Below are 19981 nucleotides of genomic sequence, written 5' to 3' on the forward strand. Positions count from 1 at the left end.
CCAAAGCTAACTTTGGACAAGTTCTATTTTTCGACAACACAAAACATACGCCTCCCATTCCCACCCTGCCAGCAAGGAAAGGCTGGGCTAACCTGCGACTTTGCCTTCGAATGCTCATCCGAGAGTAATCACGCACAAATGTCGACCGGGTGATGCTGGGGCCCGCGGTGCTCACCCGCACGCCTCCCGTGGCACACATCCGCAAAGGTCCCCGAAGGAGAGGCAGCCCATGGCATCGATCGCCTGCGTCCCCTCGGTCCCGTCACCCGGGGACGCCGCCGAACTACGGGAGCGGGCCCGCGGCGCGCTGCTCGGCCTGGCCGTCGGGGACGCGCTCGGGGCACCCGCCGAGAACATGAAGCCCTCCGAGATCCGCGCCCGTTGGGGCCGTATCACCGGCTATGTCGCCGAGAAGCCGGCCGGCACGGACGACACGGAGTACGCGATCTTGTCGGGGCTGCTGCTCGCCCGGCACGGCTCGGCCCTCACCCCGGCCCATGTCGAGGCGGCCTGGCACGAGTGGATCGCCGACCGGGACGAGGGGCCCTTCCGGGGCGCGGGCTTCAGCGAGCGCGGCACGCTGGAGAACCTGCGCCGGGGCCTCGCCGCCCCCATCTCCGCCCAGCACCGCCACGCCTGGAGCGACGGGCTCGCGATGCGGGCAGCGCCGTTCGGGGTGTTCGCGGCGGGCCGTCCCGCCGAGGCGGCCCGCCTGGTGGCGATCGACGGTTCGGTCAGCCACGACGGCGAGGGCATCTACGGCGGCCAGGCGGTGGCGGCCGGGGTCGCGGCGGCGATGGCTGGCGCCCCGACCATCGCGGTCGTCGCCTCCGCCCTGGCCGTCGTACCGGACGACTCCTGGACGGCCCGTTCCCTGCGCCGGGCGGTGGCCGTCGCACACCGCGGGGAGCGCGCGGTGCGCTCCGCCGTCGTCATCGGCGGCTACCCCTGGACCGACCTGGCCCCCGAGGCGGTGGCGCTCGCCTTCGGAGCGTACGCGGCGGCCGACGGCGACTTCCGGCAGGCCGTCCTGACCGCCGTCAACATGGGCCGCGACGCCGACACCACGGCCGCCGTGGCGGGCGCCCTGGCCGGCGCGACCCAGGGCTCCGCCGCGATCCCGGCCGACTGGGCCGCGGCGATCGGCCCGGCGCGCGGCACCTGCCTGCCCTCCATGGCGGGCCACCACATCCTGGACGTGGCGGAACTGCTGGTGCCGGAGGAGGGCGGGAAGTGGGGCGCGCGCACGGGCGGCCGCGTACCGGAGGTCGTCCGCCGCGAGGAGTGGCAGCCGGCCGAGTGGCAGACACCGGATCCGACGGCGTACGTCCTGGCGGACGAGGAGGAGGTACGGCCGTGAGCCGCGGGCAGTCGTACAAGTGTGTGCTGCCGGCTGCCGATCCCCCTACCCCCACGGAGAACGAGGTGCGCTCATGACCCGCCGTATCGAAGGTCTTCTCCTCGGACTGGCCGCCGGTGACGCCGCCGGATGGCCCGCGGCGCGGCACCGGGCCGCCCGGATGCCCGAGTGGACCCGGCGGCTCACCCGTGAGCTGGACAGCTTCGCCGAGCAGAACGCGACGACGACGCTCCCCGTCCCGATCGCGCTCAACCAGGCCCCGGAACCCCTGCGCCTCGGCCCCTCCGACGACGCCGAGTGGGCGGTGTTCGCTGCGGAGGCCGTGCTGCGGGCCGGTGACGACAGCGCGCTCGGCGACCTCAGCCGGGAGCGCAGGACCCGCGCCGCCATCGACCTCACCTGGAGCGCCGTCGCCTCCGAGGTCGCTGCGGCCGCCGACCGCGCCCCCGAGGTGGAGTCGGCGGTGCTGCCGCTGCGCGCCCGTATCTCCGTGCGCGCCGGACTCGGCAACCTCGCCGCCGGTCTGCGTCCGCCCGCGACCGGTCACGACAACCCGCACTACTTCGACGACGCAGCCTGCGTACGGGCCTGCATCCTCGCCATCGCCCACGCCGGAGACCCCCAACGCGCCGCAGAACTCGCGGAGTTCGACGCCCGCTACACCCAGGACGGCGACGGCGTGCACGGTGCCCGGGCGATGGCGGCGGCGCTCGCACTGGCCCTCGCCGGAGCGGAGGTGGACGCGTGCGTGACGGCCGCACTCGCCGAACTCCCCGAGTGCACGGAGATCGGCCGCAACACCCGGCACGCACTGGTCCTCGCGCGCAGCACGGAGTCCGCGTTCGCCCTGATCCCGCTGCTCGAACACCAGATCGTGGACCATGTCTACAGCTACGGCATCGCCGCCGCCGAGACGGTCCCGGTCGCCCTGGCCCTGGCCACCGCCGCACGCGGCCGGATCGCCGACGCCGTGCCCGCCGCGGCCTGTCTGTCCCGGGTCGCCGACTCGGCCCCCGCCCTCGCCGGTGCCCTGACCGGAGCACTGGGCGGGGGCGAGTCGATCCCGGAGGCCTGGCGCGACGCCTGCCGCACCCTCTCCGGCTGCGTGCTCCCCCGCCTCACAGGCACCGACCTCGTGGAACTCGCCGAACTCCTGGAAGCCGCACAACCGGCCCTTCCAGGAGGATGATTCGGGGCATGACGCCCAAAGGAGAAGAAAGTAGCGCGGCCGGTCTTGAGGAGCGGATCACCGGAGCGCTCGTGGGGGCCGCCGTCGGCGACGCCCTCGGCGGCCCTGTCGAGGGCTACTCCCCCGACCAGATCCTGGAACGCCACGGCGGCCGCGTCCACGGCATCGTCGGCCCCTGGAACGGCGACGCCTGGCGCACCGCCCGCCCCATCGCCCCATATCACAAGGGCGACGGCCACGTCACCGACGACACCTTGATGACGCACGCGCTGGTACGGGTGTACGCCCAGGTCCGCGACCACCTCGACGCATACGCGATCGCCGAGCACCTGGTCCCGGACCTGATGACCACCCCGCGCTGGATCCCGGAGCTGGAGGCGGAGGCGCTGCCCCTGCAACGGATCTTCCTGGCGGAGAAATGGCTGGTGGCGAGGCTCCACTACGGCCATGTCGATCCCCGGGAGGCGGGCGTCGGCAACATCGTCAACTGTGGCGCGGCGATGTACCTGGCTCCGGTCGGCCTGGTCAACGCGGCCAACCCGGCCGCCGCGTACGCCGAGGCACTGGACGTCGCGGGCGCGCACCAGTCGTCGTACGGCCGCGAGGCGGCGGGCGTCTTCGCGGCGGCGGTCGCAGCGGCCACGGCACCGGGGGCGACACCGGAGTCGGTGGTGTCCACGTGTCTGACCCTGGCGAAGGACGGCACGCGGGCGGCGATCGAGCAGGTCTGCGAAGTGGCCTCCCGTCACGGGGACTTCGAGCCGGCGCTCGGCCCGCTGAGGGAGGCGGTGGCGCCGTACGACACGGTCGGCCCCGACTACCGCGCCCCCTCCCTCGGCGCCCGGCGCCCGTCCCGCCTCCACTCGATCGAGGAACTCCCCGTCGCCCTGGGCATGTTGCTCGTCTCAGGCGGCAACTACCGTCAGGCGGTGCTGGGTTCGGTCAACTACGGCCGGGACTGCGACTCCATCGCGACGATGGCGGGCGCGCTGGCCGGGGCCCTGGGCTCGCCGGTCCCGGAGGACTGGTCGAAGACGGTGTCCGAGGCGAGCCGCCTGGACCTGTGGGAACCGGCACGGACCCTCACCGAGGTGGCCCGGGAGATCTTCGCCCAGGACGTACGACGCCGCCGGGCCCACGAACAGGCCTTCACCGACCTCGGAGGCACGGGATGCTCCGACTGACCTGGGTCCAGCCGGAGGACCTACTGCCCCACGAACTCCACCAGGCCCACCAGGACGGCCGCGAGCCGTCGGCGATCGAGGCGAGGTGGAGGGCGGCCGGGGGCGGTGAGGCCCCAGCCCGGGCGGGCGCGTCCCCGACACAGGCTTCCCGCCATCTCCGGTTGCTGGCAGAGGACTTGCTGGACGAATTGGCGGACCTGCCAAGCAACTTGAAGGACGAGGAACCAACGGACCTGGCAAAGATCAGGGCGCTCTGCCCTGCATGGCCACCGTCCCAGCCTGCGGCCGGCTCGGCGGCACCTCCCACCCCGCGAGCCCTGGAAGCGGCCTGGCTAGGCAGAGCAGTCGGCTGCCTCCTGGGCAAACCCGTCGAAAAGCTCCCCCTCCCCGCCATCCGCCAACTCGCCCAGGCCACCGGCAACTGGCCCCTCCACACCTACTTCACGGCAAAGGGGGTCCCGGCGGACCTACTGACAACCCACCCCTGGAACCGCCGCTCCGCCCCAACCTCCCTCGCTGAGAACATCGACGGCATGCCCGAGGACGACGACCTCAACTACCCCCTCCTCAACCTCCTCCTGATGCAGCGTCACGGCAGAACCTTCACCACCACCGACGTGGCAACCCTCTGGCTGGACGAACTCCCCGCCGGCCGCACGTTCACCGCCGAACGCGTCGCCTACCGCAACCTCCTCTCCGGCATCGAACCCCCGCACACGGCCCGCCACCGCAACCCCTTCCGCGAATGGATCGGCGCCCTGATCCGCGCCGACGTCCACGGCTGGACCAACCCCGGCGACCCGGGCGCCGCCGCCGAACAGGCCCACCGCGACGCCGTCCTCACCCACACCGCCAACGGCGTCTACGCGGCCATGTTCACCGCGGCCACCATCGCCACCGCGGCCACCGCCACCCATGACGTCCACGCCTGCATCGAATCCGGCCGTACGGTGATCCCACCCCGCTCCCGGCTGGCCCGCGCCATCGACCAGGCACTCCAACTCGCCCACACCCACAAGGACTTCGACTACATCGTCGACGCACTCCACGCCATCCACTCCCCCACCCACCACTGGGTCCACGCCATCCCCAACACCGCCCTGATCACCGCCGCGCTCACCCACGCGAACGGCGACTTCACCGGCTCCATCTGCCGTGCGGTGTCCGGCGGCCTGGACACCGACTCCAACGGCGCCACGGCGGGCAGCATCGCCGGCCTCCTCACCGGTTCCCCCGACGCGCTCCCCGACCGCTGGACGGCCCCGCTCAAGAACCGGCTCGCCACCTCCGTCGCCGACTTCAACGGCACCGGCTTCGACTCCCTCGCCCACCTCACCCACCTGGAGGCGACCCGCCCATGACCCACATCGCCGTACTCGGCAGCACGAACATGGACCTCGTGGCGTACGTCGAGAAGGCCCCGCAGCGCGGAGAGACCGTGGCGGGACGGGAGTTCCGTACGATCCCCGGCGGCAAGGGCGCCAACCAGGCGATCGCGGCGGCCCGCGCCGGCGCCACCGTCTCGATGATCGGCGCGGTCGGCAACGACGCCTTCGGCACCCGGCTGCGCACGACCCTCGAACACTCCGGCGTCGACACCGACTCGCTGCGCACCGTCGAGGGCCCGTCCGGAACCGCGCACATCGTCGTGGACGACGAGGGCGGCAACGCGATCGTCGTGATCCCCGGCGCGAACGGCACCGTGGATCACCTCACCCCGGGCGACGAGGGCGTGATCGCCTCCGCCGACGCCCTGCTGCTGCAACTGGAGATTCCCCTGGACGGAGTCCTCGCGGGCGCCCGCGCGGCCCGCGACCACGGCGTCCGTACGATCCTCACCCCGGCCCCCGCCCAACCGCTCCCGCCCGAACTCCTCGCCTCCATCGACCTGTTGGTCCCCAACGAGCACGAGGCGGCCACCCTCACCAGCCGCACCGACCCGCGCGACGCGGCGCTCGCCCTGCTCGACGAGGTGTCGGAGGTGGTCGTGACCCTGGGGTCGGTCGGCTGCCTGTATCTGAAACGGGGCGCGGAGCCTCTCGTCGTTCCGGCGCCCCGCGTGAGTGCCGTGGACTCGACGGGCGCCGGCGACACCTTCGTCGGCGCCCTCGCGGTGGCACTCGGCGAGGAACGCCCGATCCGGGAGGCGCTGACCTGGGCGGCCGCGGCCGCGGCGATCTCCGTGCAGCGGGAGGGGGCGTCGGCGTCGATGCCGTACCGCCCGGAGATCGAGGCGCAGTACACGTCATGAACGCCACGAACATCACCGGCCCCCTCGACGGCCTGCGCGTCCTCGATCTCGCCACCCTGTTCGCCGGTCCCCTCGCGGCCACCCTCCTCGGTGACTTCGGCGCCGAGGTCATCAAGGTCGAGCACCCCCGCAAACCGGACCCGTCCCGCGGCCACGGCCCGGCGAAGGACGGGATCGGCCTGTGGTGGAAGCTGCTCGGCCGCAACAAGCGCACCATCACCCTCGACCTGTCCAGGCCCGGCGGCCGCGCCACCCTGCTCCGGCTGGCCGCCACCGCCGACGTGATCGTCGAGAACTTCCGCCCCGGCACCCTGGAGAAGTGGGACCTGGGCTGGGAGGAGCTGTCCGCCGCCAATCCGCGGCTGGTCCTGACCCGGGTCACGGCCTTCGGCCAGTTCGGCCCGTACGCGCGCCGGCCGGGCTTCGGCACCCTCGCCGAGGCGATGAGCGGCTTCGCGGCGATCACCGGGGAGCCGGACGCGCCGCCCGTGCTGCCGCCGTTCGGCCTCGCCGACTCCATCGCGGGCCTGGCCACGGCGTACGCGGTGATGGCGGCACTGGCGGCCCGGGAGCGCACCGGCGAGGGCCAGGTCGTCGACATGGCGATCATCGAGCCGATCCTTACGGTCCTCGGCCCGCAGCCGACCTGGTACGACCAGCTCGGCTATGTGCAGGAACGCACCGGGAACCGGTCCGCCAACAACGCCCCCCGCAACGCCTACCGCACGGCCGACGGCTTCTGGGTCGCCGCGTCCACCTCGGCCCAGTCGATCGCCGAGCGTGTGATGCACCTGGTCGGGCGCCCGGAGCTGATCGACGAGCCGTGGTTCGCGACGGGCGTGGACCGGGCCGCACACGCCGACGTCCTCGACGCGGCGGTCGGCACCTGGATCGCCGCCCGCACCCGCGACGAAGTCCTCGCGGCCTTCGAGAAGGCGGAGGCGGCGGTGGCCCCGATCCAGGACGTACGGGACGTGATGACGGACCCCCAGTACGCCGCCCTGGACACCGTCACCACCGTCGACGACCCGGAACTGGGCCCCTTGCGGATGCAGAACGTCCTCTTCCGGCTGTCCGCCACGCCGGGCGCGATCCGCTGGGCGGGCCGACCGCACGGCGCGGACACGGACGCCGTCCTGACTGAACTGGGCCTGACCCCGGCTGACCTCGACGGGCTGCGCGAGGAGGGTGTCCTGTGATCCCGTTCCCGCTGACCTGGCTCTACGTTCCCGGCGACCGCCCGCACGTCGTGGCCAAGGCGCTGGCCTGTGGCGCGGACGTCGTGGTGATCGACCTGGAGGACGCGGTCGTCCCGGACCGCAAGGAGTACGCGCGCGCGGCGACGGCCGAGCTGCTGTCCGAGCCGCAGCCGGTGCGGGTCCACGTCCGGGTCAACGGCACGGACGGGCCCTGGGCTGCGGCCGACCTGCGGGCCATGGCCGAACTGCCGGGCGTGTCCGGACTGCGCCTGCCGAAAGTGACGTCCGTCGAGGAGGTGGTGCGGATCGCGGAGTGCACGGGCCTTGCGCTCTACGCCCTCCTCGAAACGGCCCTGGGCATCGAGCGCGCGTATGCCATCGCCGCCGCACACCCATCGCTGCGGGGCATCTCCCTCGGCGAGGCAGATCTACGGGCCGACCTGGGCGTACGCGACGACACGGGCCTCGACTGGTGCCGCTCCCGAGTCGTGGTCGCGGCACGGGCGGCGGGCCTCGCCCCACCGCCCCAGTCGGTCCACCCCGACATCCGCGACCTGGAGGGCCTGGCCGCCTCCTGCGCCCACGGCCGCGCCCTCGGCTTCCTGGGCCGGGCCGCCATCCACCCCCGCCAGCTCCCGATCATCGAACGCGCCTACCTTCCCACGGAGGCGGAACTGGACCAGGCGGAAAAGATCCTCAAGGCGGCAACGAACGACCAGGGAGCCCAGGCCCTCCCGGACGGCAGCTTCATCGACGCGGCGGTGGTCACTGCGGCCCAACGAACCCTGTCCCTGCCGAACCGCCTCTGACACCCGACGCACGACGAGGGCGCCCGAAGAAGTCCGGGCGCCCTCGTGGTCGTACAGCCGATGGTCAGCTCTTCTTGGCTCCGGACTCGGCCTCGTCCTTGGTCTGCGACACCTCGTCCTCGGTCTCCGACGGCTCGGCGTCTGCCTTGTCCTCGGAGTCGACCTCGCCCTCGGTCGCGCCGTCGGCCTCGGTGCCGCCCGCGGTCTCGGTCCCGTCCTCGGTCTTGCCGCCGGAGGCATCGGCGCCGGGCTCCACCACGGCCTCCCGCCCGGGGTGCCGCTTCGCCGACACCACGATGTACACCACCGCCAGCAGGAACACGATGATCGCGGTCCAGTCGTTGAGGCGCAGGCCCAGGATGTGGTGGGCGTCGTCGACGCGCATGTACTCGATCCAGAAGCGGCCTACGCAGTACGCGGCGACGTACAGCGCGAACGCCCGGCCGTGCCCCAGCCGGAAGCGGCGGTCGGCCCAGATGACCAGCAGGGCGACACCGATGCACCACAGGGACTCGTACAGGAAGGTCGGGTGGTAGTAGCCCGGCACCCGGCCGCCCTCGGAGGACGTGATGTGCAGCGCCCAGGGAACGTGCGTCTCGCGGCCGTACAGCTCCTGGTTGAACCAGTTGCCCCAGCGGCCGATCGCTTGCGCGAAGGCGATGCCGGGTGCGACGGCGTCGGCGTACGCGGGCAGCGGGATGCCCCGGCGCCGCGCGCCGATCCACGCGCCCAGCGCGCCGAGCGCGATCGCGCCCCAGATGCCGAGGCCGCCCTCCCACACCTTGAAGGCGTTCACCCAGTCACGGCCGTCGCTGAAGTACAGCTCGTAGTCCGTGATCACGTGGTAGAGCCGGCCGCCGACCAGGCCGAAGGGCACGGCCCAGACCGCGATGTCGGCCACCGTGCCGGACCGGCCGCCGCGGGCGACCCACCGCTTGTTGCCGAGCCAGACGGCAACGAAGACACCGATGATGATGCAGAACGCGTAGCCGCGCAGCGGAATCGGGCCGAGGTGCAGCACACCGCGCGACGGGCTGGGAATGTAGGCAAGTTCCATGGCAAGGTCGACGCTACCGTGCCGGACCGGGCACACGGCACACGGCCCGGCAACGGCTCCATAACGGGGACGCGGGAAACGCTCGCCCCCTCACCCTTGGTTGGCGGACTCCACCAGCTGCTTCAGCTTGTCCGGGGTCAGCGTCTGGTAGATGTTCTTGCCGCCCAGCAGGACGGTCGGTGTGCCGGTGAAGCCGCCCGCCCGGAAGGCCTGGTTGGACTTCACGACCCAGCTGTCGTGTGTACCGTCCTTGACGCACTTCTGGAACGCCGGGGTGTTGAGGCCCTGAACCTTGCCCGCCAGCTCGATCAGCTTCGCGTTGTCGGCGAAGGCGTCGTCTGTCTCCTTGGGCTGGTTCTCGTACAGCACGTCGTGGAAGTCGCGGAACTTTCCGGCGCTCTGGGCGCAGGCCGCCGCGTTGGCGGCGCGTAGGGAGCCGCTGCCGCCGAGGTTGCCGTCAATCAGCGTGACCAGGTGGTACTCCACTTTGAGCTTGCCCGCGTCGGTCAGCTCGTGGAGCGTCGGGCGATACGTCGTCTCGAAGGCCTGGCAGGCCGGACAGCGGAAGTCCTCCCACACCGTGAGCGTCGACTTGGCGTTGTCCTTGCCGACCGGGATCACGAGGCCGTCCTTGCCCTGCGCGCCCGAGGGCGCCGCGACCGGGCCCGCGTTGTCACTGGATTTGTTCTTGCCCGCGTTCGCGGCGATCACGCCGATCACCGCCGCGAGTCCCAGGACACAGACGACACTCGCGCCCACGATCAGCGCACGTCGACGCTTCTCCCCGGCCTTCTGCTTCTCGCGCTCTGCCGCCAGCTGCTCACGGGCGGTGCGCTTTCCATCACGGTTCTTCTCGCTCACACCCCGGAAACGAACCGGGGAGGCGCAGCGCGCCTCCCCGGTCCCAGGTCCACCCGTTCGAGTGAGTCGTACGGAATATCCCTTACGTCACGTCGTCACGATCCCTTGCGTCACGCCTGTCCGCGCACACCCTTCGCCAGATCACCGGCGAGTTCGCGGACGGCCTCGATGCCGGCCGCGTGATCGGGCGCGTCCAGCATCCGCTTCACGAACGCCGAGCCGACGATCACGCCGTCGGCGAAGCCGGCCACCTCGGCGGCCTGGGCACTGTTGGAGACGCCGAGGCCGACGCAGACGGGCAGCTCGGTGCCGGTCGCCCGGGTGCGCTCCACCAGGTCCTGGGCCTGCGCGCCGACCGACGCACGGGTGCCGGTGACACCCATCAGCGAGGCCGCGTACACGAAGCCGCTGCCCGCCGCGGTGATCTCGGCGAGCCGCTCGTCCTTGCTGCTGGGCGCGACCACGAAGACCGTCGCGAGGCCGTGCTTCTCGGCGTGCTCGCGCCACAGCGCGGACTCCTGGACCGGCAGGTCGGGCAGGATGCAGCCGGCGCCGCCCGCCTCGGCCAGCTCGGCAGTGAAGCGCTCGACGCCGTAGCGGTCGATGGGGTTCCAGTACGTCATGACGAGCACCGGCTTCCCGGTGGCGGCCGACGCCTCACGGACCGTACGCATGACGTCCGCGATCCTGACCCCGCCGCGCAGGGCGATGTCGTCGGCGGTCTGGATGACCGGGCCGTCGAGCACCGGGTCGCTGTGCGGCAGCCCGACCTCGACGACGTCGGCGCCGCCGTCGAACACGGCCTTGATGGCCTCGATGCCGCCGTCCACGGTCGGGAACCCGGCCGGGAGGTACGCGATGAGCGCGGCCCGGCCCTCGGACTTGGCGCCGGCGAGGGTGTCCGACAGCAGTTGGATGTTTCCGCTCACTTGGCGTCCCCCTCGATCTCGGCCGTGTCGGCCTCGTTGGGCGCGACCTCGGCGTCCACGCCGTTGTCGTACAGCCCGAAGTAACGGGCCGCCGTGTCCATGTCCTTGTCGCCGCGGCCGGACAGGTTGACCACGATCAACCCGTCCTTGCCCAGCTCCCTGCCGACCTCCAGGGCACCGGCCAGCGCGTGGGCGCTCTCGATGGCCGGGATGATGCCCTCGGTGCGCGACAGCAGGCGCAGGGCCTGCATGGCGGCGTCGTCGGTGACCGCGCGGTACTCGCCGCGCCCGCTGTCCTTGAGGTAGGAGTGCTCGGGCCCGATGCCCGGGTAGTCCAGACCGGCCGAGATCGAGTACGGCTCGGTGATCTGGCCCTCGTCGTCCTGCAGGACGTAGGACCGGGAGCCGTGCAGGATGCCGGGCTCGCCGGCGGTCAGGGTCGCCGCGTGCTCGCCGGTCTCGACGCCGTGACCGGCCGGCTCGCAGCCGATGAGGCGGACGCCCTCGTCGGGGATGAAGGCGTGGAAGAGGCCGATGGCGTTGGAGCCGCCGCCGACGCAGGCGATCGCGGCGTCGGGCAGCCGTCCGGCGCGCTCGAGGAGCTGGCGGCGGGCCTCGACGCCGATGACGCGGTGGAAGTCGCGCACCATGGCCGGGAAGGGGTGCGGACCGGCGACGGTGCCGAACAGGTAGTGGGTGTGGTCGACGTTGGCGACCCAGTCCCGGAAGGCCTCGTTGATGGCGTCCTTCAGGGTCCGACTGCCGGACTTCACGGCGACGACCTCGGCGCCGAGCATGCGCATACGGGCCACGTTGAGGGCCTGCCGCTCGGTGTCGATCTCGCCCATGTAGATGGTGCAGTCGAGGCCGAACAGCGCGCAGGCGGTGGCGGTCGCGACGCCGTGCTGGCCGGCACCGGTCTCGGCGATGACGCGGGTCTTGCCCATGCGCTTGGTGAGCAGGGCCTGGCCGAGCACGTTGTTGATCTTGTGCGAGCCGGTGTGGTTCAGGTCCTCGCGCTTGAGGAACACCCGGGCGCCACCGGCGTGTTCACCGAACCGCGGCACCTCGGTGAGGGCACTGGGGCGGCCGGTGTAGTTCAGCAGCAGATCGTCGAGCTCGCGCGCGAACTCGGGGTCGTGCTTCGCCTTGTCGTACTCGACGGCGACCTCGTCCACGGCGGCGACGAGGGCCTCCGGGATGAACTTGCCGCCGAACGCCCCGAAGTAGCCTTCGGGACTCGGGACTTGACCCTCCGGGTCGGGGTAGAAGAACTCGCTGGGCATGCGGATACCTCACGGTGAGTGCGTGTGAAAAGACACTGTTCGCCGTGGGGGCGGGGATTTGTCAGTCGGCTGCCGGCCGGCTGTGGTTGCTCGCGCAGTTCCCCGCGCCCCTGAAGGGGCGCTGCCATCGCCGTCCGTTTACCTGGCCCGGTTCGTCTCCGATGACGTACCGCACCCTGCGGCCGTGGACCCGGCGGGCGGGTGCGCGGCAGCCCCGGGGGCGGCAGCCGCGCGCGAGGCGGGCGTACCGGTCCGTGGTCGTCAGGGGGGTCGTCGGAGTCATCGGGGGCAAGCCTAGCGGGAGTTCAGCTGCGGCCGTGCCGGAGTGCGGGGTGTTCGCCCGCCGCCACCAGGTCGGAGACCGCCGCCTTGGGGTCGCGGCCGGTGACCAGGGACTCGCCGACCAGGACCGCGTCGGCGCCCGCGTTGGCGTAGGCGATGAGGTCGTGCGGGCCCCGAACGCCGGACTCGGCGACCTTGACGATGCCCTCCGGGACCTCGGGCGCGACGCGCTCGAAGGTGCCGCGGTCGACCTCCAGCGTCTTCAGGTTGCGCGCGTTGATGCCGATGACCTTGGCGCCCGCGTCGACCGCGCGCTCGACCTCGTCCTCGTCGTGGACCTCGACGAGCGGGGTGAGGCCGATGGACACGGCGCGCTCGATCAACGACTCCAGGGCCGACTGGTCGAGGGCGGCGACGATCAGCAGCGCGAGGTCGGCGCCGTACGCCCGGGCCTCCCACAACTGGTACGACGTGACGATGAAGTCCTTGCGCAGGACCGGGATGTCCACGCGGGCCCGGACCGCCTCCAGGTCGGCGAGCGAGCCGCCGAAGCGGCGCTGTTCGGTGAGGACGGAGATGACGGCCGCGCCGCCCGCCTCGTAGTCGGCCGCGAGGCCGGCCGGGTCGGCGATCGCGGCGAGCGCACCCTTGGACGGGCTGGAGCGCTTGACCTCGCAGATCACTTTGACGCCCTCGCCGCGCAGTGCGGCCACGCCGTCCTTGGCTGCGGGCGCCTTCGCGGCGCGCTCCTTGAGCTCGTCGAGGCTGACGCGCGCCTGCCGCTCCGCGAGGTCGGCACGGACTCCGTCGATGATCTCGTCGAGCACACTCACGCGAGCGGCCCCCTTCCGGGCGGTTGTTCCTACCGGGTTTTAAAACCCATGGTCACTGCGATGGTATCCGGAGGACGGCGCATGCCTCACATCCGGTTGACGCCGGTCCCACTACCTGGACAGCCAGGAGTTGATCAAGGATGCAGCCAGCCACCGAACGGCAGGTTCCGGACAAGGGTGAAGACCAGCAGCAACGCGCCGAGGCTCCACAGCTGGGCCGTCCCGAGCGTGAACCGCAGCGGCCGGCCGCGGGCCGCGCGGACGACCCAGACAGTCCACAGGACGGCAAAGCCGAGGTAGGCGGCCACGGCCAGGGCATTGGCCTGGAGTGCGGCCGTGAAGTCGCCGTGGATGAAGGCGTGCGCGCTGCGCAGTCCGCCGCAGCCGGGGCAGTACAGGCCTGTCAGGCGGTAGAGGGGGCACACCGGGTAGTGACCGGGTTCGTACGGGTCGACGGTCCCGACGTAGGCGAAGGCCCCGGCGACGGCGGTGAGGATCCCGGCCGGGACGGCCAGTCGGCCCAGCGGGCTCACGCGCGGTACGACGTGCTGACTGTCGGTGTTCACGTCTCGCATTGTGCCCTTCGCGGGCCGCGGACGCGCGAGAGGGGCGGCCCTGGCACGCTCGGCGCGGGGGCCGCCCCTACACGAGGACGTACGAGGACGCCCTACGGCGGGGTCAGCTCTTGGCGGCGGCCGGCTCGGGCGTCACCGCGACCGTCTGCTTCGGCTGGGGCACCGCGTGGGCGTCCTTCGGCTGGCCGAGGCCCACGGAGCGCATGATGGCGCCGACGACACCGCCGAGGACGATGATCACCATACCGGCCCAGAAACCGAGCGGCTGTGCCATCACCATGAAGGCGCCCGCGACGCAGAAACCGATGAAGGCGATGATGACACCGGTCCAGGCGGCCGGGGTGTGACCGTGGCTGCTGCCCGCCATTGCTTGCTCCTCGTTGCTGTGTGCGTGTGTGAGCCGGACGCTCATCACCGTCCATTGTCCCGTACGCGTGCGCCCGCCGTGGGCTGGGGTCGCTCTTGAGGGACGTCTGTTTCGCCACATCGGGACGTCAGTCCCGGGCAGGACGGCCCCGGAACCTACGCCCCGGTCGGGTCCTCGCCGCGGTCCAGGGCCTTCCAGAGGTCCTCGGGCCGGTCGGGGTCGACCGGCGCGGCGGCGCGGCGCGGGCGTGCGGTGCCGCGCTCGTAGCGGCCGGACATGGCGGGCCACAGCCTGCCATAGCGCAGGGCGAGGAGCCCGGCGAGCAGGAGCAGGACGCCGCCGGCGGCCGCGACATAGGGCCAGCCCGTATGGGTGAGCGCGGCCACGGTCGCGGAGGAGTCGCCGGTGGCCTCGGCGGCCTTCTCGTCGAGCGCGGAGCCGTCGGAGGCGCCGCTGAGGGCCGCGGCGACCGTGCCCGCGCCGGAGAGCGCGAGGAGCGCGGCGACCGCGAACCGGCCGGCCCGGCGGACGGCGAAGACGGCGACGAGCGCGGCGAGGCCCACTATGGCGAGGGCCGCGGGCACGCCTGTGACGTCGCTGCCACTGGCGGTCAGCGGGAAGGCGCCGCCGGCCACCGTCGTGGTGCCCTCCGACCAACGCTGCCGGGTGGCCAGCAGCGCCACGGCCGCGCCGAGCGCGCCGCACAGCAGGGCCACGGCGAGACTCCGGCGGCCGGCCCGCGCGGGTCCAGCGGCTTCGTAACGGGGGTGAGGTACGGCTGTCACGTAGTCCACTATCGCCTGAACCCCGGGCGAACCGTCACCCGGGGTTCGACTCAGGCCCTTCAAAGACGGTTCGCCGTGTACACCGCGCGCAGGACCGCAGCCGCCTTGTTGCGGCATTCCTGGTCCTCGGCGACCGGGTCGGAGTCGGCGACGATGCCGGCGCCGGCCTGGACGTAGGCGGTGCCGTCGCGCAGGAGGGCCGTACGGATGGCGATGGCCGTGTCGGAGTCGCCGGCGAAGTCGAGGTAGCCGACGCAGCCGCCGTACAGCCCGCGCCGGGACGGTTCGAGCTCGTCGATGATCTGCATCGCGCGGGGCTTGGGGGCGCCGGAGAGGGTGCCCGCCGGGAAGCACGCCGTGAGGACGTCGAAGGCGGTACGGCCCCCGGCGACCTGGCCGGTGACGGTCGAGACGATGTGCATGACATGCGAGTAGCGCTCGACGGACATGAAGTCGACGACCTCGACGGAGCCGGGCTCACAGACCCGTCCGAGGTCGTTGCGGCCGAGGTCGACGAGCATCAGGTGCTCGGCGCGCTCCTTGGGGTCTGCGAGCAGTTCCTCGGCGAGGGCCTGGTCCTCCTGCGGGGTGGCGCCGCGGGGCCGGGTGCCGGCGATGGGGTGAACCATGGCCCGCCCGTCCTCGACCTTGACCAACGCTTCCGGGCTGGATCCGACGACGTCGAAGCCGTCGAAGCGGAACAGGTACATGTACGGCGACGGATTGGTGGCCCTGAGGACCCGGTAGACGTCCAACGCGCTTGCCGTGCACGGGGTTTCGAAGCGCTGCGAGGGGACGACCTGGAAGGCCTCGCCGGCGCGGATGCGCTCCTTGATGTCCTCGACGGCGGCTTGGAAGTCGGGGCCGCCCCACAGCGCGGTGTACTCGGGCAGTTCGGATGGCGGCAGGACCGCCGGGGGCTGGGCGACCGGGCGGGCGAGGTCGGCCTCCATGGCGTCGAGGCGGGCCACGGCGTCGGCGTGGGCCTCGTCGACGCCGGTGTCGAGGTCGTTGTGGTTGATCGCGTTGGCGATCAGCAGGACCGAGCCCTCCCAGTGGTCCATGACGGCGAGGTCGCTGGTGAGGAGCATGGTCAGCTCGGGGAGCTTCAGGTCGTCGCGCTCGCCGGGGCCGATCTTCTCCAGGCGGCGGACGATGTCGTAGCCGAGGTAGCCGACCATGCCGCCGGTGAACGGGGGCAGGCCGTCCTGGTGCGGGGTGTGCAGGGCCTCGATGGTGGTGCGCAGGGCCGCGAGGGGGTCGCCCTCGACCGGGACGCCGACGGGCGGGGTACCGAGCCAGTGGGCCTGGCCGTCACGCACGGTGAGGGTGGCGGCGGAGCGGACGCCGACGAAGGAGTAGCGAGACCATTGAAACGCCGTGCGGCCGTTCTCCGCGGACTCGAGAAGGAAGGTGCCGGGGCGCTCGGCGGCCAGTTTGCGGTAGAGCGCGACCGGGGTGTCGCCGTCAGCGAGGAGCTTGCGGGTGACCGGGATGACGCGGCGGTCGGTGGCGAGTTTGCGGAACGTCTCGAGGTCCATGGCGGCCGACCTTACTGATCCACGGCCGGTACGCCCGAACCGGCGTCCTTCACCAGCACGTCCGCGTCGAAGCAGGTGCGCGCGCCGGTGTGGCAGGCGGCGCCGACCTGGTCGACCTGGACCAGCACGGTGTCGGCGTCGCAGTCGAGGGCGACGGACTTGACCCACTGGACGTGGCCGGAGGTGTCGCCCTTGACCCAGTACTCCTGGCGGCTGCGCGACCAGTAGGTGCAGCGGCCGGTGGTCAGGGTGCGATGCAGCGCCTCGTCGTCCATCCAGCCGAGCATGAGCACCTCTCCGGTGTCGTACTGCTGGGCGATCGCGGGGACGAGTCCGTCGGCGCTGCGCTTGAGGCGGGCGGCGATCTCGGGGTCGAGGCTGCTGGGCGGGGGCACGCTGGTCATAGGTGCCATTGTGCCGCGCCGCGGGGACAGGGCCGGTGCGGTGTCCACAGCGTGGTCGTAGGCTGACGGTATGTCGACCTTCGCCAAGCGTGAACGGCTTCTGCTCGCCGACCTCTTGGAAACCACCGGCCCCGACGCCCCGACCCTCTGCGAGGGCTGGCAGACCCGTGACCTCGCAGCGCACGTGGTGGTGCGCGAACGCCGCCCCGACGCGGCCGGTGGCACCCTGATCAAGCCACTCGCCCCACGCCTGGAGAAGGTGATGGACGAGTACGCCGCGAAGCCGTACGAGGAGCTGATCCAGCTGATCCGTACCGGCCCGCCGCGCTTCTCACCCTTCCAGCTCAAGCAGCTCGACGAGGCAGCCAACATCGTCGAGTTCTACGTCCACACGGAGGACGTCCGCCGCGCCCAGCCGGACTGGACGCCGCGCGAGCTCGACCCCGTCTTCCAGGACGCCCTGTGGTCGCGTCTGGAGCGCACCGCCCGGCTACTGGGGCGGGGCGTGCCGACGGGGGTGGTGCTGCGCCGCCCGGACGGGCAGACGGCGGTGGCCCATCGGGGCGCGCCCGTGGTGACGGTCACGGGCGAGCCCTCGGAGCTGCTGCTGTTCGCGTTCGGCCGGCAGAACACGGCGAAGGTCGAGCTGGACGGCGACGAGAACGCGATCGCCAAGCTGCAGGAGTCGAAGCAACTGGGCATCTGACTCGGGACTGAGAGGCGCTCATGATCAAGGTCGCGATGACGGGTGTGTACGTCGACGACGTGGCGCGGGCCCATGCCTTCTACACGGACGTCCTCGGCTTCGAGACGCGCATCCGTGTGGACCTGGGCGACGGCAACCTGTTCGTCACCGTGGGGGCGCCGAACGGGGCCCAGCCGGATCTTCAGCTGCTGCTGGAGCCCGGCCAGAGCCCCATCGCGGAGTCGTACCGCACGGCGCTGTACGAGGCCGGGCTGCCGTCCATCGTCTTCTCCGTGGACGACCTGCCGGGGGAGTACGAGCGGCTGCGCGACCTCGGCGTGCGCTTCACCCATGCCCCGCAGGACCAGGGGCCGGTGCTCGCGGCCGTACTGGACGACTCGCTCGGCAATCTGGTGCAGCTGACGCAGCCGAAGGGCTGAGCGGCCTCAGCGGGGCAGCTCCGCGCGGCGCAGGCCGGGGACGCACAGGGCGACCACCCCGCCGAGCCCGCAGACCACCGCGCTGACGACGAACACCGGGCCCGTGCCCCAGGCCCCGATCGCGGCGGCCGCGAACGGCATGCTCAGCGGGGCGAACCCGAGGCTGACCAGGCTGGCCACGGAGGTGACGCGGCCCAGGTAGGCGGGGTCGGTGTGGGTCTGGAGCAGGGCGGCACACATCGCGCCGCTCAGCCCGGCGAGCAGCCCGATGAGCAGGGCCGCGCCGACGGCGCCGACGAGGGCCGGGACGTAGGCGAGGGCGCCGATGGCGACGGAGCCGGCGAGGATGGCGTACCCGGCGACCAGCCCCGCGCGCGGCAGCCGCCCCCGGACGGTCAGCACCAGTGAGGCGGCGCCCGCGCCCACCCCGAATCCGGCGAGCACCCAGCCCATCCCGGAGGCGCCCCAGCCGCGCCGGTCGGCGAGCAGGGTCAGCCCGACGTTGAGCGGCCCGACGAAGCCGAGGTCGCCGAGGGCGATGGCGAGCATCAGGGGGCCGAGGACACGGTGGCGGCGGATGTAGCGCAGCCCGGCGGCGAGATCGCCCCAGGAGGTGGCACGGCTGCTGACGTCGTCTCTCGTGGCCGGTTCCCGGACCCGTACGGAGACCAGCAACGGCACCGACACCGCGATGAGCAGCCCGGCGAGGGCGAACGCGGCCGCCGCGCCACCGAGGGCCACGCCGAGGCCGCCGAGCGGGGCGCCGACGACGCTCGCGAAGCGGATCGCGAGGCCCCGCATGCCCTGGACGCGGGCCAACTGGTCGGTGCCGGTGATGCGTGCCGGGAGGGCGCCCACCGCGGGCATGAACACGGCGTCGACGGTGCCGAAGACCAGCGCCAGCAGGGCGAGCGGCCACAGCCCGGGGCTGGTGAGGAACAGCAGCGCGGCGACGGCGAGTACGGCGGCGCACCGCACGGCATCGCTCCCGATGACGACCCGCCGGGGCCCCAGCCGGTCGGCGATCACTCCCCCGCCCAGCATGAGCAGGGCCCGCGGCAGCGCACTGACCGACATCACGACACCGGCCTGCGAGGGCGTCCCGGTCTGCACGGCGGCCCAGGAGAGGGCGATGTAGTAGACGCTGTCCCCGACCATGGAGGAGGCGAAGGCCCCGAGCCAGCGCAGGACGTTGGGGTCGCGGTGAGCGGGGATGACGGCGACAGAGGCGACGAGCGTGGCGGCCACGGGGTTCTCGGTCCTCTCAGACACGGAACGGGAATCCGTACATGTAGAGCGCGACGTGTTCACGCCCTTCGGTCTCACCCGCGGCTTCGGCGGCCCGGCCCCGCTCGTCGTAGGTGCGCAGGACAGCCTCCAACTCCGACCTCAGCGCCGTGAGTTCCGCAGGGGTCAGCCGCATCCAGGACTCGTTGTCCACCGACGCGGTGTTCCACTCGGCCCCCCAGGTGGGGCGTTCGTCCATGAAGCGCCGGTAGTGATCGGTGCGCTGGTCGTGGAAGAGGCGGGTCGCCGCCAGATGAGCCGCGGCCTTGCCGGGTTCGCCACGAAAGTCCTCGTCGCGGATGCTCACCCCGTCCGAGGCGGGCTGCCACCAGCGTTCCCGCCCGTCCCCGGTCTGCGGCTCCGCCTCCTCGATCAGCCCGTGCTCGGCGAGCTTGCGCAGGTGGTAGCTGACCAGGGACACGGCCTCGTCCACATGCTCGGCGAGCCGCGATGCCGTGGCGACGCGCTCGACACACAGCAGCCGGTACAGGTTCGCCCGCAAGGGATGCGCGAGGGCCTTCAGCGTCCCGACGTCCGTGATCCGACGGTTCTCGTTGCTCGGCATGCCCTCAGGCTAGATACGAAAGAAAAGTTGCACAATAGATTTTGTGCAACCTCTCTTTCGTATCTGCCGTATCTGCCTGTGGCCGCCGAAGC

The 19981-nt window shown here is 72.1% G+C and carries 22 protein-coding genes; 9 read left to right on the forward strand and 13 right to left on the reverse strand.

The genetic code is table 11. The features are described from left to right. Positions 1–229 precede the first annotated feature (229 nt). From ACFYXB_RS11810 to ACFYXB_RS11840, 7 genes are all read left to right on the forward strand, one after another. Entirely contained in the window at positions 230–1360 is a 1131-nt protein-coding gene (locus ACFYXB_RS11810; RefSeq protein WP_389580568.1) for an ADP-ribosylglycohydrolase family protein, read from the forward strand. A gap of 73 nt (positions 1361–1433) precedes the next feature. After that, positions 1434–2549: an ADP-ribosylglycohydrolase family protein gene (locus ACFYXB_RS11815; protein ID WP_389580571.1), complete on the forward strand. Its 1116-nt coding sequence runs from the start codon at positions 1434–1436 to the stop codon at positions 2547–2549. 8 nt (positions 2550–2557) lie between these two features. Continuing rightward, a complete protein-coding gene (locus tag ACFYXB_RS11820; RefSeq protein ID WP_389580573.1) occupies positions 2558–3733 on the forward strand; it encodes an ADP-ribosylglycohydrolase family protein in 1176 nt (391 codons plus the stop codon). Continuing rightward, the gene (locus ACFYXB_RS11825) at positions 3721–5094 is read left to right on the forward strand and encodes an ADP-ribosylglycohydrolase family protein (RefSeq protein WP_389580575.1); all 1374 of its coding nucleotides are present in this window, start codon (positions 3721–3723) and stop codon (positions 5092–5094) included. The genes ACFYXB_RS11820 and ACFYXB_RS11825 overlap by 13 nt, the downstream gene beginning before the upstream one ends. Further along, entirely contained in the window at positions 5091–5984 is an 894-nt protein-coding gene (rbsK, locus tag ACFYXB_RS11830; RefSeq protein WP_351345251.1) for a ribokinase, read from the forward strand. The genes ACFYXB_RS11825 and rbsK overlap by 4 nt, the downstream gene beginning before the upstream one ends. Further along, positions 5981–7183, forward strand: coding sequence for a CaiB/BaiF CoA transferase family protein (locus tag ACFYXB_RS11835; protein ID WP_389580578.1), 1203 nt, complete (start codon positions 5981–5983; stop codon positions 7181–7183). Before rbsK ends, ACFYXB_RS11835 begins: the two co-directional genes overlap by 4 nt. Next, entirely contained in the window at positions 7180–7992 is an 813-nt protein-coding gene (locus tag ACFYXB_RS11840; RefSeq protein WP_389580580.1) for an HpcH/HpaI aldolase/citrate lyase family protein, read from the forward strand. The genes ACFYXB_RS11835 and ACFYXB_RS11840 overlap by 4 nt, the downstream gene beginning before the upstream one ends. A gap of 64 nt (positions 7993–8056) precedes the next feature. On the opposite strand, the gene lgt is transcribed toward ACFYXB_RS11840, so the two are convergent. From lgt to hisI, 11 genes are all read right to left on the reverse strand, one after another. Then, positions 8057–9049 carry a prolipoprotein diacylglyceryl transferase gene (lgt, locus tag ACFYXB_RS11845; protein ID WP_389580583.1) on the reverse strand — a complete coding sequence of 331 codons (993 nt, stop codon included), beginning with the start codon at positions 9047–9049 and terminating at the stop codon, positions 8057–8059. Between the two features lie 90 nt (positions 9050–9139). Continuing rightward, the gene (locus ACFYXB_RS11850) at positions 9140–9910 is read right to left on the reverse strand and encodes a DsbA family protein (protein ID WP_389580585.1); all 771 of its coding nucleotides are present in this window, start codon (positions 9908–9910) and stop codon (positions 9140–9142) included. Between the two features lie 110 nt (positions 9911–10020). Further along, positions 10021–10839, reverse strand: a complete 819-nt coding sequence (gene trpA / locus ACFYXB_RS11855; RefSeq protein ID WP_389580588.1) for a tryptophan synthase subunit alpha — start codon at positions 10837–10839, stop codon at positions 10021–10023. Continuing rightward, a complete protein-coding gene (gene trpB / locus ACFYXB_RS11860) occupies positions 10836–12125 on the reverse strand; it encodes a tryptophan synthase subunit beta (protein ID WP_351345230.1) in 1290 nt (429 codons plus the stop codon). The genes trpA and trpB overlap by 4 nt, the downstream gene beginning before the upstream one ends. A 61-nt stretch (positions 12126–12186) precedes the next feature. After that, positions 12187–12408: a tryptophan biosynthesis modulator TrpM gene (gene trpM, locus ACFYXB_RS11865; protein WP_388496756.1), complete on the reverse strand. Its 222-nt coding sequence runs from the start codon at positions 12406–12408 to the stop codon at positions 12187–12189. 22 nt (positions 12409–12430) lie between these two features. Continuing rightward, positions 12431–13240 carry an indole-3-glycerol phosphate synthase TrpC gene (gene trpC, locus ACFYXB_RS11870; protein WP_351345227.1) on the reverse strand — a complete coding sequence of 270 codons (810 nt, stop codon included), beginning with the start codon at positions 13238–13240 and terminating at the stop codon, positions 12431–12433. Between the two features lie 134 nt (positions 13241–13374). Continuing rightward, on the reverse strand, positions 13375–13815 hold the full coding sequence (locus ACFYXB_RS11875; RefSeq protein ID WP_351345224.1) for a DUF2752 domain-containing protein: 441 nt from the start codon (positions 13813–13815) through the stop codon (positions 13375–13377). Between the two features lie 103 nt (positions 13816–13918). Then, entirely contained in the window at positions 13919–14182 is a 264-nt protein-coding gene (locus tag ACFYXB_RS11880) for an HGxxPAAW family protein (protein ID WP_389580592.1), read from the reverse strand. Positions 14183–14337: 155 nt separating this feature from the next. After that, positions 14338–14976, reverse strand: a complete 639-nt coding sequence (locus ACFYXB_RS11885; protein WP_388496759.1) for a TIGR02234 family membrane protein — start codon at positions 14974–14976, stop codon at positions 14338–14340. A 50-nt stretch (positions 14977–15026) separates the two neighbouring features. After that, positions 15027–16508 (reverse strand): anthranilate synthase component I, encoded by a 1482-nt coding sequence (locus ACFYXB_RS11890; protein WP_389580595.1) that lies wholly within the window; start codon positions 16506–16508, stop codon positions 15027–15029. An 11-nt stretch (positions 16509–16519) separates the two neighbouring features. Further along, positions 16520–16912: a phosphoribosyl-AMP cyclohydrolase gene (hisI, locus tag ACFYXB_RS11895; protein ID WP_389580598.1), complete on the reverse strand. Its 393-nt coding sequence runs from the start codon at positions 16910–16912 to the stop codon at positions 16520–16522. 70 nt (positions 16913–16982) lie between these two features. On the opposite strand from hisI, the gene ACFYXB_RS11900 reads away from it, so the two are divergent. Together ACFYXB_RS11900 and ACFYXB_RS11905 are read left to right on the forward strand one after the other, a co-directional pair. Further along, on the forward strand, positions 16983–17618 hold the full coding sequence (locus tag ACFYXB_RS11900) for a TIGR03085 family metal-binding protein (protein WP_389580601.1): 636 nt from the start codon (positions 16983–16985) through the stop codon (positions 17616–17618). 20 nt (positions 17619–17638) lie between these two features. Further along, positions 17639–18037: a VOC family protein gene (locus tag ACFYXB_RS11905; protein ID WP_389580604.1), complete on the forward strand. Its 399-nt coding sequence runs from the start codon at positions 17639–17641 to the stop codon at positions 18035–18037. Between the two features lie 6 nt (positions 18038–18043). Here ACFYXB_RS11905 and ACFYXB_RS11910 read toward each other — a convergent pair whose 3' ends face one another. Continuing rightward, on the reverse strand, positions 18044–19285 hold the full coding sequence (locus tag ACFYXB_RS11910) for an MFS transporter (RefSeq protein ID WP_389580929.1): 1242 nt from the start codon (positions 19283–19285) through the stop codon (positions 18044–18046). A 16-nt stretch (positions 19286–19301) separates the two neighbouring features. Beyond that, positions 19302–19889: an ArsR/SmtB family transcription factor gene (locus ACFYXB_RS11915; RefSeq protein ID WP_389580606.1), complete on the reverse strand. Its 588-nt coding sequence runs from the start codon at positions 19887–19889 to the stop codon at positions 19302–19304. Between the last annotated feature and the right edge of the window lie 92 nt (positions 19890–19981).

The organism is Streptomyces sp. NPDC002619 (assembly GCF_042889305.1).
In the GTDB taxonomy this organism is placed as follows: domain Bacteria; phylum Actinomycetota; class Actinomycetes; order Streptomycetales; family Streptomycetaceae; genus Streptomyces.